Annotated in this window: 16 protein-coding genes; 11 read left to right on the top strand and 5 right to left on the bottom strand. The window is 72.1% G+C overall.

Translation table 11 applies throughout. The features are described 5' to 3' along the window. Positions 1–31 precede the first annotated feature (31 nt). The 3 genes from ACWDBB_RS27590 to mycP all read left to right on the top strand — a co-directional run bounded on the left by ACWDBB_RS27590 (position 32) and on the right by mycP (position 3,249). Positions 32–481, top strand: coding sequence for a hypothetical protein (locus ACWDBB_RS27590; protein ID WP_449792174.1), 450 nt, complete (start codon positions 32–34; stop codon positions 479–481). Positions 482–518: 37 nt separating this feature from the next. Next, entirely contained in the window at positions 519–1,955 is a 1,437-nt protein-coding gene (locus ACWDBB_RS27585) for a WXG100 family type VII secretion target (protein WP_449792173.1), read from the top strand. Positions 1,956–2,160: 205 nt separating this feature from the next. Then, on the top strand, positions 2,161–3,249 hold the full coding sequence (mycP, locus tag ACWDBB_RS27580; protein ID WP_449792172.1) for a type VII secretion-associated serine protease mycosin: 1,089 nt from the start codon (positions 2,161–2,163) through the stop codon (positions 3,247–3,249). On the opposite strand, the gene ACWDBB_RS27575 is transcribed toward mycP, so the two are convergent. After that, positions 3,243–3,806 (bottom strand): GNAT family N-acetyltransferase, encoded by a 564-nt coding sequence (locus ACWDBB_RS27575; RefSeq protein ID WP_449792171.1) that lies wholly within the window; start codon positions 3,804–3,806, stop codon positions 3,243–3,245. The genes mycP and ACWDBB_RS27575 overlap by 7 nt on opposite strands. Positions 3,807–3,973: 167 nt before the next feature. Between ACWDBB_RS27575 and ACWDBB_RS27570 the strand changes: the two genes are divergently transcribed. Then, the gene (locus ACWDBB_RS27570) at positions 3,974–4,546 is read left to right on the top strand and encodes a DinB family protein (RefSeq protein ID WP_449792170.1); all 573 of its coding nucleotides are present in this window, start codon (positions 3,974–3,976) and stop codon (positions 4,544–4,546) included. A gap of 51 nt (positions 4,547–4,597) precedes the next feature. Here ACWDBB_RS27570 and ACWDBB_RS27565 read toward each other — a convergent pair whose 3' ends face one another. Continuing rightward, on the bottom strand, positions 4,598–5,038 hold the full coding sequence (locus ACWDBB_RS27565; protein WP_449792169.1) for a hypothetical protein: 441 nt from the start codon (positions 5,036–5,038) through the stop codon (positions 4,598–4,600). A gap of 561 nt (positions 5,039–5,599) precedes the next feature. Next, entirely contained in the window at positions 5,600–6,259 is a 660-nt protein-coding gene (locus ACWDBB_RS27560; protein ID WP_449792168.1) for a hypothetical protein, read from the bottom strand. Between the two features lie 256 nt (positions 6,260–6,515). Between ACWDBB_RS27560 and ACWDBB_RS27555 the strand changes: the two genes are divergently transcribed. Beyond that, positions 6,516–7,520: a hypothetical protein gene (locus ACWDBB_RS27555; protein WP_449792167.1), complete on the top strand. Its 1,005-nt coding sequence runs from the start codon at positions 6,516–6,518 to the stop codon at positions 7,518–7,520. Positions 7,521–7,566: 46 nt separating this feature from the next. Here ACWDBB_RS27555 and ACWDBB_RS27550 read toward each other — a convergent pair whose 3' ends face one another. Together ACWDBB_RS27550 and ACWDBB_RS27545 are read right to left on the bottom strand one after the other, a co-directional pair. Further along, entirely contained in the window at positions 7,567–8,157 is a 591-nt protein-coding gene (locus ACWDBB_RS27550) for an isochorismatase family protein (protein WP_392881014.1), read from the bottom strand. A 224-nt stretch (positions 8,158–8,381) separates the two neighbouring features. Then, on the bottom strand, positions 8,382–9,716 hold the full coding sequence (locus ACWDBB_RS27545) for a nicotinate phosphoribosyltransferase (RefSeq protein WP_449792166.1): 1,335 nt from the start codon (positions 9,714–9,716) through the stop codon (positions 8,382–8,384). Positions 9,717–9,855: 139 nt separating this feature from the next. On the opposite strand from ACWDBB_RS27545, the gene clpS reads away from it, so the two are divergent. From clpS to ACWDBB_RS27515, 6 genes are all read left to right on the top strand, one after another. Then, the gene (gene clpS, locus ACWDBB_RS27540; RefSeq protein WP_049654313.1) at positions 9,856–10,149 is read left to right on the top strand and encodes an ATP-dependent Clp protease adapter ClpS; all 294 of its coding nucleotides are present in this window, start codon (positions 9,856–9,858) and stop codon (positions 10,147–10,149) included. Positions 10,150–10,278: 129 nt separating this feature from the next. After that, positions 10,279–10,854 (top strand): DUF2017 domain-containing protein, encoded by a 576-nt coding sequence (locus ACWDBB_RS27535; RefSeq protein WP_449792165.1) that lies wholly within the window; start codon positions 10,279–10,281, stop codon positions 10,852–10,854. Positions 10,855–11,096: 242 nt separating this feature from the next. Next, entirely contained in the window at positions 11,097–12,548 is a 1,452-nt protein-coding gene (locus tag ACWDBB_RS27530) for an amino acid permease (RefSeq protein WP_449792203.1), read from the top strand. Between the two features lie 55 nt (positions 12,549–12,603). Then, complete coding sequence (locus ACWDBB_RS27525; protein ID WP_280680035.1) at positions 12,604–13,035, top strand: M67 family metallopeptidase; 432 nt, start codon at positions 12,604–12,606, stop codon at positions 13,033–13,035. A gap of 139 nt (positions 13,036–13,174) precedes the next feature. Then, positions 13,175–13,294 carry a putative leader peptide gene (locus ACWDBB_RS27520; RefSeq protein ID WP_310593142.1) on the top strand — a complete coding sequence of 40 codons (120 nt, stop codon included), beginning with the start codon at positions 13,175–13,177 and terminating at the stop codon, positions 13,292–13,294. A gap of 122 nt (positions 13,295–13,416) precedes the next feature. Next, complete coding sequence (locus ACWDBB_RS27515; RefSeq protein WP_030257420.1) at positions 13,417–13,695, top strand: MoaD/ThiS family protein; 279 nt, start codon at positions 13,417–13,419, stop codon at positions 13,693–13,695. The last annotated feature ends 115 nt before the right edge of the window (positions 13,696–13,810 follow it).

The following is a 13,810-nucleotide window of genomic DNA, read 5'->3' as shown; positions in this document are numbered from 1 at the left end:
CGCCAGGGACGGACGCACGGGGGGCGCCGAAATGGGAACAGGGAGCACCGGTACCGGCTCCACCGGCGGAGCCGGACAGGGCTACCGCATCGAAGTCGAACAGCTCCGCACCTTCGCCGGCCAAGTACGGCTCCTGCTCGCCGACTTCCAGAAGCACGCCGACGGGACCGACGCGCACGGCCGCAGCGCCATCGGCAAGAACGCCTTCGGGACCTTCGCCGAGGCCACCGAGATCCACAGCCGCTACGGCACCATGCGGGACGCGCTGCGCGACGTCCTCAACCAGCTCCAGGACGCCGTGAACGAGGCCCAGCAGAAGGCCGACCTCACCGCCGTCAACTACGAGGAGCAGGACCGGCACGCCGCCATCAAGCTCAAGGTCGGCGACGACGGCTGGTCCGTCGCCAACCCCTCCGCGAGCAGCCAGGCCGCGACCCAGCAGAACCCCACCCCGTCCACCCGCGGCAACGCCACCGTCTGACCCGCGCCCGCCCGGACCGAACGGAGGCCGACCGCCCGTGGTCTACACCGACTTCACCAAGTACAGCCACGCCCAACTCCGCACGATGGCACAGGCCCTCGACCCCGGCGCGGTGATGGCCGCCGGTGACCCCTGGCGCAAGGCCGCCGACACCCTCAAGCAGATCCGCCAGGCCCTCACCAAAGCCAGCACCGAAGCCGCCACCTCCTGGGAAGGCACCACCAGCGACGCCTTCCACACCCGCATGCTCACCCTGGCCGCCAGCATCAACAACGCCGCCGCCTACGCCAACGACGCGGCCAACATCCTCCACAACGCCTCCGAGGCCATGGCCAAGGCCAAACGCGACATGCCCGAGGAACCCGGCAACTGGGACAAGGTCAAGGACACCGTCGGCGACGCCCTCTTCGGCGACGACGACGAACACATCCCCCTCGCCGACCGCAAGAAGGCCGAAGCGGCCGCCATCATGCAGACCCTCGCCATGCACTACCGCATCGCCACCCCGGCCCTGAAGCCCCCACCGCCGTACGACCCGAAGAGGCCGCCGGTGAATCCTGGGGGACGGGACGACTTCACCGACCAGACGGCCAGTGATCAGAGTGCGTTCGTTGCGGCGGGCGGTGTGATGACCGGAATGGGTGCCGGAAACCTGCGCACGGTCGGAGGGCCCTTCGAGAAGTCCTCGGAGGCTCCACCGGCTCCTCGGAACCGCAGTGGGAGTAGCGGTGGCGTCGCTCCCAAGCGGTCGGCAGTCTCAGGAAGCACGCCGATTTCCTCAGAGCCCGGGATCAAAGGCGGAACGGCCAAGGCTCCGACGAAGCCCGAAGGGGCCAGCTACGGGGCGGGCACGGGTGTTGACGGTGTGACCGCGGTTGCGAAGCCGACAGCGGCCGGGCCGCAACCGGGTGGCGTCGCAGGTACGCCTACCCCCACTGCGCCCGGACCGCAGACCGGCACCGGGCCTACTTGGGTAGGGCCCGGCAAGGGGGAGACGGTGCGTGGCCCGTTCACCGGCGGACGTGAGAACCAGACGTTTGTCGAGCGGGGGACTACCAGTCGGAACGACCAGGGAGGACGACTGGGCGACGATCGTGGCGGTGCGGCACGGGGTGCTGAGGGTATTCACGGGGGCAGCCCCGGCCGGTTCGGCCCCGGAGCGGGCCGAACCGGCGGCACTGTGGTCGGCGACGGCGGGAGAGCGGCCCCCGGAGGCAAGGCGCCTTCGGGTGAGGCGGCGCCTGGCAGCAAGAGGGCTTTCACCGAGGGCGGCTCCGGCCTGGGGCAGCGCAACCGTCTCCGGACGGAGTCGGCGATTCCCTCCGGAGCATCCGCGAGTTCCGCTGTCCCGTTTGGCGGGGCTCACGGGCGTGCCAAGGAAAAGGAGAAGGCCAGGAGTCGACCGGATTACCTCGTGGAGGACGAGGAGACCTGGGAGTCGGGCAAGCCCGCCAATTCGAACGTGGTGAAATGACCTCGGTTCTTGTGGAGACCCAGGTGATTCGATCGGGGCCCCGGTGGTTCATGGACCACGGGCGCCACCGCTGTGCTGAGTGGGGTGACCAGCCTTGGGAGACTGGCGGCTTCGGCGTGGAGTGACTGCGCTGACGCTTGGCGGCCTGGTCGCTGCGATCGGGACGGGGCAGGCCTGCGCGGACGGTACTCGTGACGCCCAATGGGTGCTGACCGGCTATCGAGCCGACAGTGCGCTCTGGCCGGTGTCTCGGGGCAGTGGTGTCACGGTTGCCGTCGTCGACAGCGGTGTGATGAAGGATCATCAGGACCTGGTCGGCCAGGTCCTCTCCGGCGCCGACTTCACCGGCGAGGGTGGTGACGGCACAGTCGACAAGGACGGCCACGGCACTGGGATGGCCAGTCTCATCGCAGGTCACGGGCACGGGGAAAACGCCGGAATCATGGGCCTCGCCCCAGCGGCAAAGATCCTTCCCGTGAGGGTGAGCTGGAATCCCGACGACGCCGTGGCGCAGAGCGGCCTGGCGAAGGGGATCCGGTTCGCGGTCGACCACGGCGCCAGGGTGATCAACATGTCGATCGGCGGCTACTCAGGGACCGATCAGGAGACCCGAGCGGCGGTCAAGTACGCCGTCGACCACGACGTGGTCCTCGTCGGGTCCAGTGGGAACAGCGGCCAACAGGCTGCACCCGTCGAGTACCCGGCCGCCTTCCCGGGAGTGGTGGCGGTCGGTGCGGTGGACCGGCAAGGACGCCTGTGGGAGAAGTCGACGTACGGACCGGAGACCACGTTGGCAGCTCCCGGAGCGGAGATCTACCGGGCGAGTGCGAAGTCCTCGGCAGGCTACGGAATCGGCAACGGCACGTCGGACGCCACCGCCTACGTGTCCGCCACCGCGGCGTTGATCAGGGCGAAGTACCCGAACCTGTCGGCTGGGCAGGTGGTCAATCGGCTGATCAAGACGGCCACTCCTCCGGCTGACGGGTCTGCGGTGCCGAGTGACCGGTACGGGTACGGGGTGTTGGCGCCGGGGAAGGCGCTGGAGGCGAATCCTGGGGTGGACGACGGGCCTCGGGGGAATCCGTTGGTGGGGCGGAAGGAGTCGCAGGGGGCGCCGCCGGCGGATGATCCGACGGATGGGGCGTCGGAGGAGGCTGTTGCCCCCGGGGCTGAGGGTGGGGGCAGCAGCGGGAACGGGATGGGTGCCGCCGTGGGGGTGGCGGCGGGTGGCCTGGCGCTGGTGGTCGGGCTCGTCGTGGTGTTCGTGGTGCGGGGGCGGCGACGGGGTCAGTGAGTGGCGAGCCATTCGGTGCGTAGGGCGGCCATCTGGAGGACGTCCCAGTAGCGGCCGTCCCAGTGGTGGGCTTGGCGGGAGCGGCCTTCGAGGATGAAGCCGGACTTGCGGTAGGTGTGGGCGGCGCGTTCGTTGTACTCGAAGACTTCGAGGTGGACGCGGTGGAGGCGGATGGTCTCGAAGGCGTGGCGCAGGACCAGGAGGGTGGTTTCGGTGCCGATGCCGCGGCCGGTGGCGTCCGGGGTGAGGGCGATCCGGTAGCTGGCGGAGGAGTTGTCGGGGTCGACGTCGGTGAGGGCGGTGTCGCCGAGGAAGCGGCCGGTGGTGGGGTCTTCGACGGCGAGGTCGAGGCGGTCGGGTTGTTCGGCGCGGGTGGTGCACCAGTGGTGGATCCGGTCGCGGGTGAAGGTGGTGCGGGTGCCGGTGAGCCGGTTGGTCTCCTCGTCGGCGCAGAGTTCCCACATCGGGTCGGTGTGCCGTTCGTCGAGGGGGACGAGTCGGATGGTGGGGCCGTACAGGGTGGGTTTGACGGCGAGGGCGGCGAGATCGGCGGTCATGGTGCCCAGGATGGGTGGTCGGATTCCGGTTCGTCCACGCATTTATCCTGGAGCGCGCGCGGGGATGGGGGCGTGTGTCGGGCGAGTGCGCCGGGGTGGCAGTAATTCGGCGACGGCTGGCGTCAATGCCGCTGGTGGGGTCCTCCGGTGGCGGGGATGCTGGGCCCATGAGCACTTCTGAGAGCACGCCGGGGGCCACCGTCGACGCGGGCATCGTCCCGGACACCAAGGACTGGACCTGGGTGCTGGAACGCCCTTGCCCCGACTGTGGGTTGGACACCCCGCGGGTGGTGCGGGAGGACGTCGCCGGGATGGTTCGGGCCAATGCGGAGGGCTGGCTTGCGGTGCTGGCGGGGGACGGGGAGGGGCTGCGCCGGCGGCCGGCGCCGGGGGTGTGGTCGGCGTTGGAGTACGCGTGCCACGTCCGGGACGTCTTCCGGCTGTTCGACGTCCGGCTGGGTCTGATGCTGGACCGGGACGACCCGCTGTTCCCCAACTGGGACCAGGACGGGACGGCCGTCGCCGAGCGCTACGGGGAGCAGGATCCGCGGGTGGTGGCCGGGGAGTTGGGGCGGGCCGCGGAGACGCTCGCCGCGGCCTTCGGGCGGGTGGCCGGTACGCAGTGGGAGCGGACCGGGAACCGCAGCGACGGGGCGCGGTTCACGGTCGAGTCGTTCTCCCGGTACCTGATCCACGACCCGGTGCACCATCTGTTCGACGTGACGGGCGAGCGGGTCTGAAGCCGGGCGGGGGTTTGCGGAAGGGCCGCAGCCGGCGGCCGGGGCGCGGCGTCACCAGCCGGAGGCCTCACGCAGCATGGTGCGGCGCAGCCGCCCGGCCACGCTGGCGGCGTCGGTTCCGATGACGTCGGCGATCTCGGGGGCGGCGAGGCCGACGACGTAGTGCAGGATCGCGAGGTCGTCGTCGGCCGGGTGGCGGTCCGGGGCGGCGGGCATCCGGCGGCTGTGTTCGGCGACGGTGCCGCGCAGGATGTCCCAGGCGTGCGCGGTCGGGTTGGAGCTGCCCATCAACTCCCGCCAGAGCACCGCGATTTCCGCGAAGGCCTGCTGGACGGCGGCGGTCGCGGCGCTGTGCTCGGTCAGCCACACGTGCGCGTAGCTGAGGTACCGGGGGCGGTGGAGTTCGCAGAACGCGGTGAACTCCAGTGGTACGTCCGCCGGCTCGCCGGGCCCCGGGGGCGGCTCGGCGGAACTCTCGTGACGATTGGTCATCTCGGCTTCTCGGAAAGGGAGATGGGTTTCTGACGGTCGATCATCTGTGCTCACTCTACGGTAGGCCCTCGGTGCGCTGGGTGACCAATCCGATGGAATGCCCGGAACCCGTCGCCGCCAGGCCGGTTCCGGTGGAGAACGGGTGCGGCGAGGCGGCGGGACGGTCGGGCGGGGGGGCCGGCGAGGGCCGGCGGGGCAGTGCTGCGCAGTGGCGTGGGGCTCGTAGGTGCGAGCGTGTCGCGGCTGGTCAGAGGGTGTGGACGGCGATGGCTGCAAGGCAGTTGATGTGCCACCGTAGGGCCTGGGGAGGCTGGCGTCCACGCCCAGGGCGCGAACCTGTGCGCGCACAACCACCCGCACAACCGCGCTCGCGATCAGCACGGAGATCGCCGTGAAGATCACCACGGACGGGGGCATGGTCGTCACCGCGGTGACGGGGGGCGCCCACCGGGGACGGCGGGCGCAGGGGCGGCGGGCCGGGGCTCGCCGCGCCCATCGACCGTGCCCCGGCGGTCTGGACGGGACCGGCCGGGGCGGTGGGGCGGGCGGATCGACTGCCCGTCAGGATGTGGTCCGGGTCTCCGTCGGGGAGATCCGGTCGGCGGCGGTGTCCCGTTCGACCTGGGTGGGGAAGGCTTCGACGGCCCGCCGCCGGGCCGCCTGTGCCGCCGTGGCGGCAGCGGCCGCAGCCGCCGCGGCCGCCCCGGCGGCGGCCTCCTCGCGTTCGCGCCGGTGCGCCGCACCCGAGGGGTGTCCACCCGCGCCATGAGTGCCCGGGGCGTGTCCGCCCGCGGCGTGCCCCCCGGGGGCGTGCCCGCCGCCGGTCAGCGTTCCGGGGGTGAGCCCGCCGGCCGCGAGGGTGCCGGCGGGCCGTCCCGCCGCCCGTCGTCGGCGGCCGAGCGCGGCCCGGGCGGCGTGTTCCTCGGCGGCCTGTCTAGCGGCCAGGTAGGCCTGCACGGCCGCCATGCCGTAGACGGGTTGGATGAGTTGGTGGCCCTTGAAGAAGGGCCTGGCCGGGGCGAACCCGGCGGCGACCACGAGGTCGCGGATCTCTGCTATCTCGGCCTCACTGCGGGCGGTGAAGCGGACCTCCCAGCCCTTCTTGTACGTATGGCCCTTCTCGCCGCTGCGGCGGGCGGGGTCCGGGCGGCGGACGTATCCGGGCAGACGGCCGAGGCGGAGCTGGGCCGCGCGGAGGCCGGCGGTCTCGTCACGTGACATGACGTAAGCCTAGGCAATCCCCGAGGCGGGATTGACGCCTTGGGGTTCCCTCGCCGTATGCCCTTGGTCACTCTGGGTCAGGCGACCAGGTGGGCGATCGTTTTCGATCACATATGACAACCTGATGAGCGTCAATTACTCCAAATGAGTGAGGGTATGAGGACTTTAGTGCGGGCTGATCCCGGTTTCGCGACGGTTGGGTAACAGTGCGTCAGGGTCCCGGTCGCAGGTCGTGGCGGTTGGGGATGGTGTCGGCATGAGCTACCGGATTCCGTCCCCGCCGCCGTCCCTGGAGGACCTGGCGAAGCGTCAGCAGAACGTCGTCACCGCGAGTCAGTTGCGCGCCCGGGGCGTGCCGGCCCGGATCATCACCGAGCACTGCCGCCGGGGCGGTCCCTGGCAGCGGATGCTGCCCAGGGTCTACCTGCTGCAGGCCGCCGAGCCCACCCCCGAGCAGCGGATGTGGGCCGCGCTGCTGTACGCCGCGCAGAACGGGCGCCAGGAGGGCCGCGGGGAGGGCGCGGTGATCACCGGCGCGGCCGCACTGGCGCTGTACGGCTTCACCGTCGTGCCCCGGCTGCCCGCGGTGACCGGGGTGGACGTCCTGGTGCCCCGGCAGCGCCGGCTGAAGGACGTCGGCGGGGTGCGGATCCGGCGCACCGAACGGGAGTTGGTGGCCCGCTCGGTGCACGGCCTGGCCTGCGCGCCGGTGGCCAGGGCGGTCGCCGACGCGCTGGTCGAGTGGACGGCGGAGCCGGGTGGCCCGGCGCCGGTGCGCGCGGTGCTGCGGGAGGCCGTCGCCGGGCCCGGGAACCGCTGCACGGTACAGGAGTTGGCGACCGAGCTCACCGACTCCGGGTTGACCCGCGAGCCCCGGGTGCGGGCCGCGCTGGACGAACTCCTCGCCGCCGAACGGGACGTGGCGCTGGAGCGACTGGGGCGGCTGGTGGACGAGTGGCGGCTGCCCGCCCCGCTGAACGCCCCGGAGCTGCGGATGGGCGGCGGCACCTACATCGCCGTCCCGGACCTCTACTGGCCGGAGCGGGGCGTCGCGGTGGAGGTGGACCCGGAGCTGCGCTGCGTGAGCGAGGGCGAAGCCGCCTGGGTGCGCGGCGGCCGGCAGCGGATGGAGTACCTGGGCGTCCGGGTGGTGTACGTCTGCGGGGCGCGGCTGGCCGCCGACCCGGACGCGGTCGGCGGCGAACTGCGCGAGGCGTACCGGGCCGGCGGGACGGACGTGGTGGACCTGCTGGTGGTCTGAGCGGACGGCGGCTCCGCGGGCACCGCGTCCGCGTCCACCGGAGCCGCTACGGACGCACCACCGGTTCGCCGACCAGCTCGACCCCGGCCGCCCGCAGCTCCGCCAGCGCGGCGGCGGTGGTCTCCGGGGCGACCCCGGCGGTGAGGTCCAGCAGCACGCGGGTGGTGAAGCCCGCCCGGGCGGCGTCCAGCGCGGTCGCCCGGACGCAGTGGTCGGTGGCGATGCCGACCACGTCGACCCGGTCGACCTGCCGCTCGCGCAGCCACTCCACCGGACCGCGGTTGTTCTCGTCCAGCCCCTCGAAGCCGCTGTACGCCGCCGAGTGGGCGCCCTTGTCGAAGACCGCCTCGACCGCGCCGGAGATGACGGCGGGTGCGAAGTTGGGGTGGAAGCCCACGCCCTCGGTGCCGGCCACGCAGTGCGGCGGCCAGCTGTCGACGTAGTCAGGCTCGGCGGAGAAGTGGGCGCCCGGGTCGATGTGGTGGTCGCGGGTGGCGAGGATGTGCCGGTAGCCGGGGGAGGACTCGGCGATCAGGTCGGTGATGGCGGCGGCCACCTCGGCGCCGCCGGCGACGGCCAGGCTGCCGCCCTCGCAGAAGTCGTTCTGCACGTCGACGACGATCAGTGCCCGGTACATGACTCGCAACCTCGGATCTCGGGGGCCCGCGGGAGGCGGCGCCCCGGTGGGGGAGCCCTCGGGAGTGCGCGGCCCGGCCGTGCCGGGCGCGGGGGGTCCTCGGGGAGCTCCGGGGGAACTCGGGGAACTCTACGGCTGACTCTAGGGAGTGGCGCGCGGGGGCGGAAGCCCCGGGGCGGGTCCTGCGCCCGGGGCCGGAACGCCGGACCGGCCCCGGGCCCGGCTCAGCGGGCCGGCCCGGCGGGCAGCGCCAGTTCGGTCGGCAGCACCGGGTCGCCCTTGGACAACTGGGTGGCCGACAGCGGCAGCGCGGCGCGGGCGCGCACGTGCCGGTCGCGGGCGGCGCTCAGCGGCTCCCGCCCGACGGTCTCGCCGGCCAGCACCAGCGGCACCTGCACCAGGTGCGGCCGCAGCTCCTCCGGGACGGGCCCGGTGCCGACCACCTCGGCCTCGGCCACGCCGTCGGCGTCGGGCCGGCGGGCGGCCCACTTGCGGCCGCCGATGCTGGTCTTGCCGCCGGCCGCGCGCTTGGCCACCGGCACCAGCGGCCCGCCGTCGGCCTCGGCGCGGGCGACGAGCTTGTAGACCATCGCGCAGGTCGGGTGCCCGCTGCCGGTGACCAGGCTGGTGCCGACGCCGTAGCCGTCCACCGGGGCGGCGGCCAGGGCGGCGATGGCGTACTCGTCCAGGTCCGAGGTGACGATGATCCTGGTCCGGTCGGCGCCGAGGTCGTCCAGTTGGCGGCGGACCCGGTGGGCCAGCAGGGTGAGGTCGCCGGAGTCGATCCGGACGGCGCCCAGTTCGGGGCCGGCCACCTCGACCGCGGTGCGCACGGCCTCGCGCAGGTCGAAGGTGTCGACCAGCAGCGTGGTGCCCCGGCCCATGGACGCGATCTGCGCCTTGAAGGCGTCCCGCTCGCTGTCGTGCACCAGGGTGAAGGCGTGGGCGGCGGTGCCGGTGGTCGGGATGCCGTGGGTGAAGCCGGCCTCCAGGTCGGAGGTGGCGGCGAAGCCGGCCACGTAGGCGGCCCGGGCGGCGGAGACGGCGGCGTGCTCGTGGGCCCGGCGGGCGCCCATCTCGATCACCGGGCGGCCGCCGGCGGCGGCGGTCATCCGGGAGGCGGCCGCGGCGATGGCCGAGTCGTGGTTGAGGATCGAGAGGATGACCGTCTCCAGGATCACGGCCTCGGCGAAGCTGCCCTCGACGGTGAGCAGCGGCGATCCGGGGAAGTAGACCTCGCCCTCGGGGTAGCCGTGGACGTCGCCGCGGAAGCGGTAGTCGGCGAGGAAGCGCAGGGTGTCCTCGTCGACCACGTCCTGGTCGGCCAGCCAGTCCAGCTGGGGGGTGGTGAAGCGGAAGTTCTCGACGGCGTCCAGCACCCGGCCGGTGCCGGCCATGACGCCGTAGCGGCGACCGCTCGGCAGGCGGCGGGTGAACACCTCGAAGACGGAGCGGCGGTGCGCGGCCCCGCTGCGCAGGGCGGCCTGCAGCATGGTGAGCTCGTAGCGGTCGGTGAGCAGCGCGGTCGAGCCGGCCGCGCGCACTGAAGTGGCGTCCATACGGATGATGCTACTACCACTTAGCGTCAGAGTGACGATTTCTCATGGAGCATGCCGGGCCGGAATCGCCCGGCTGTCGCCCGGATGGCAGCATGGGGCTGAGGGGTTACGGACGACTGTGCAGCGAGGAGGACCCGGCGTGAGCGTCGCGCCCGTGGAGATCGAGCGCCCGGAGGTCGAAGGGGTACCGGTGACCGAGCCGGACACGCCCTGGGTGACCATCGTGCACAACGACCCGGTCAACCTGATGAGCTACGTCCAGTACGTCTTCCAGGCCTACTTCGGGTACCCGAAGGACAAGGCCAGGAAGCTGATGATGGACGTCCACACCAAGGGTCGGGCGGTGGTCTCCAGCGGCTCCCGCGAGGAGATGGAGCGCGACGTCCAGGCGATGCACGGCTACGGCCTCTGGGCGACGCTGCAGCACGACTGACGCCGGGCCGACCGGCGCCGGCGGGACGGGCGCCGGCGCGACCGGGCGCGGGCGGCCGGTACCGATTCGATCGGTGCCGGGCCGCCGGCCGTACGACCGAAGACGACGAAGACGGGCTGACCGATACAGATGGCTGGGTTGTTCGAGAGCACCGGCGGTGGCGGCGCGGCGATCGCGCTGGACGAGTGGGAGGCCTCCATCCTGCGCTCGCTGGAAGTGCAGTTGCTGGAGCTGATCGGCCCCGGCCCGGGCGGGGGCGGCGACGACCCGCTGGCCGCGCTGTTCGCCGAGGGGCCGACCGAGGCGCCCGCCGACCCGGTGCTGGCCCGGCTCTTCCCGGACGCCTACGGCGACCCGGAGAAGCCGAGCGACGAGGAGGCGAAGGTCGCGTCCGGGGAGTTCCGCCGCTTCACCGAGCTGGACCTGCGGGCCCGCAAGCGGGACGACGCGCTGTTCGTCGTCCGGGCGCTGGACGGCCTCGGCGACGGCGGCGGGGTGCTCAAGCTGTCCGTGCCCGACTGCCTGCGCTGGCTGGGCGCGCTGAACGACCTGCGGCTGGCCGTCGGCGTCCGGCTGGAGGTCACCGAGGACGACGAGGACGGCCTGTACGAACTGCCGGACGGTGACGAGCGCAAGCCGCTGGTGATGGCGTACCTGTGGCTGGGCGCCCTGCAGGAGTCGCTGCTGGAGGCCATGGCGGACTGATTCCGCGCGGGCTGACCCCCTTGGGGGAGCGATCCTGCCCGATTCCGGGCAAGCCCCGGCTGTTTTGTCCAGAGTGTGGACGATCAGCCGGGGCATTTCTTATGAAAATCGGGCAAACCATACCAGGTCATGCTCAAATAACGCTCAGATGGACACCGCTATCCGAACCCCGCGTGGTACGACTTCTCCACCCCCGAGACCGACCAGGACGGTGCATAGTGGCCGAGAAGTTGTACGACGAAATGGTCGACAATCCGCCGGATGCGGAGGGCTACGAGCGCGGGCTCGGCAGCCGCCAGATCCAGATGATCGCGATCGGCGGAGCCATCGGCACCGGCCTGTTCCTCGGTGCGGGCACCGCGATCTCCCGCTCCGGCCCGAGCCTGATCCTCTCCTACGCCGTCGCCGGCCTGGTGATCTTCGTGATCATGCGGGCGCTCGGCGAACTGCTCACCTACCGCCCGGTCTCGGGCAGCTTCGCCGAGTACGCCCGGGAGTTCCTCGGCCCCTTCGCCGGCTACGTGACCGGCTGGACGTACTGGCTGTTCTGGGTCGTCACCGGGATGGCCGAGACCACCGCCGCCGCCGTCTACGTGCGGTTCTGGGCGCCCGACATACCGCAGTGGATCAGCGCGCTGACCTTCCTGGTCGTGCTCTACGCGGCCAACCTGATCTCGGTGAAGCTGTTCGGCGAGATCGAGTTCTGGTTCTCCATGGTCAAGGTCACCGCCATCATCGGCATGATCCTGATCGGCGTCGGGGTGCTGACCCTCGGCTTCAGCAAGGCCGGTGACACCGCGTCACTCGGCCACCTCTGGCAGGACGGCGGCTTCTTCCCGCAGGGCATCGGCTCCACCGTGATGACCCTCCAGATCGTCATGTTCGCCTACCTGGGCGTCGAACTCGTCGGCGTCACCGCGGGCGAGAGCGAGAACCCCGAGAAGACCCTGCCGCGCGCCATCAACACGCTGCCCTGGCGGATCATGCTGTTCTACATCGGCGCCCTGGTGGTCATCCTCTCGCTCGTGCCGTGGACCGAATTCCAGCCCGGCGTCAGCCCGTTCGTCGCCGCCTTCGGCAAGATCGGCATCCCGGCGGCGGCCGGCATCATCAACTTCGTGGTGCTCACCGCGGCGCTCTCCTCCTGCAACTCCGGGATGTACTCCACCGGCCGCATGCTGCGCGACCTCGCGCTGAGCGGCCAGGCCCCGGGGCGGCTCACCAGGCTCAACTCCCGCCGCACCCCGGCCTTCGCGATCACCGTCTCCAGCCTGCTGATGGGCATCGGCGTGGTCCTCAACTACCTCGTCCCGGCGCGGGCGTTCGAGTACATCACCTCGGTCGCCACGGTCTGCGGCCTGTGGACCTGGGCAATGATCCTGATCTCCCAGATCCGCTACCGCCGGGCCTGGCAGGCCGGCCACCTGCCGCCGCCCACCTTCAAGGCGCCCGGCGGCGCCTGGGTCAGCGGGGCCGCGCTCGCCTTCCTCGCCCTGGTCGTGGTGCTGATCGGCCTGGACCGGGACAACCGGATCTCGCTGTTCGTCTTCCCGGGCTGGGCCCTGCTGCTGGTGGTCGGCTACCAGGTGCTCAAGCGCCGCGACCCGCGGGTCCTGCGCGGCGGCGCCCAGGACCCGGAGCCCGCCGCCGGCGCCGCCGCGGACGCCCGCGACGGGAACGCGGACACCCACTGACCGCGCCCCGGACGCCCCGGCGGCCATCCGCCGGGGCGTGGCTATCCTGAGCCGCATGCTGACCATCACCCGAGAACTCCGCGACCGGATCGTGGCCCACGCCCGCGCCGACCACCCGGACGAGGCCTGCGGCGTGGTCGCCGGACCGGCCGGCAGCGGCCGACCCGAGCGGTTCGTCCCGATGCTCAACGCCGCCCGCTCGCCCACCTTCTACGAGTTCGACTCGGGCGACCTGCTCAAGCTGTACCGCGAGATGGACGACCGCGACGAGGAGCCGGTGATCGTCTACCACTCGCACACCGCCACCGAGGCCTACCCCTCGCGCACCGACGTGAGCTACGCCTCCGAACCGTTCGCCCACTACGTCCTGGTCTCCACCGCCGAGGGCGACGGCGAGGACGACCCCTACCAGTTCCGCTCGTTCCGCATCGTGGACGGCGAGATCACAGAGGAAGACGTTCAGGTCGTCGAGGCCTACCCGGCCTGACCGGCCCGCCCGCGGACCCGGCCCGCCGCCCCTTCCCGAGGGGTCGGCGGGCCGCCGTCGTCTCAGCCCTGGGAACAGGAACATCCGGATCCCGAGACGGGCATGTCGGAGCGGGCCCGGGAATCTATACGATGAGTTCATGCGTTCCGTCGATGTGAGCACTCAGGCCCCGGGCACCCGCCTCGTGGCGCGCCTGCACATCGACCTGTGCCGGCACGCCGGTGCGATCTGTCCCGGCACGCCCGCGCGCTCGCGCTGAGAGCCGCTTCACCACCTCACCCGGGCCCGCCGCCCACCGGCGACGCCGAGCCCCGGGCACCCCTCCGCCCTGCCGCGTCCGCAGCGGCCCACCCACTCCACGACCCGCACAGGAGCGCACTCATGGCCATCGAGGTCCGCATCCCGACCATCCTCCGCACCTACACCGACGGCGCCAAGGCCGTCGAGGGCAACGGCAGCAACCTCGGGGAGCTCTTCGCCGACCTCGACGCCCGCCACCCGGGCATCGCCGCCCGCCTGGTCGAGGGCGGCGAGCTGCGCCGCTTCGTCAACGTCTACCTGAACGACGAGGACGTCCGCTTCCTGGAGGGCATCTCCACCGCCCTCGCCGACGGCGACAGCGTCACCATCCTGCCCGCCGTGGCCGGCGGCGCCCGCTAGACCACCCGGTTCCCCCGCCGCCGGACGACCCGGACGCCTCGGTCACCGACCAGTGGAAGGCCGCCGCCGAGCACTACACGACCTCGGTCAAGGAGAGCAAGGACCCTCTGATGGG

It is taken from the genome of Kitasatospora sp. NPDC001095 (assembly GCF_053598615.1).
The sequence above is the reverse complement of the archived record's forward strand: the minus strand, read 5'-3'. Positions and strand labels throughout refer to the sequence as shown.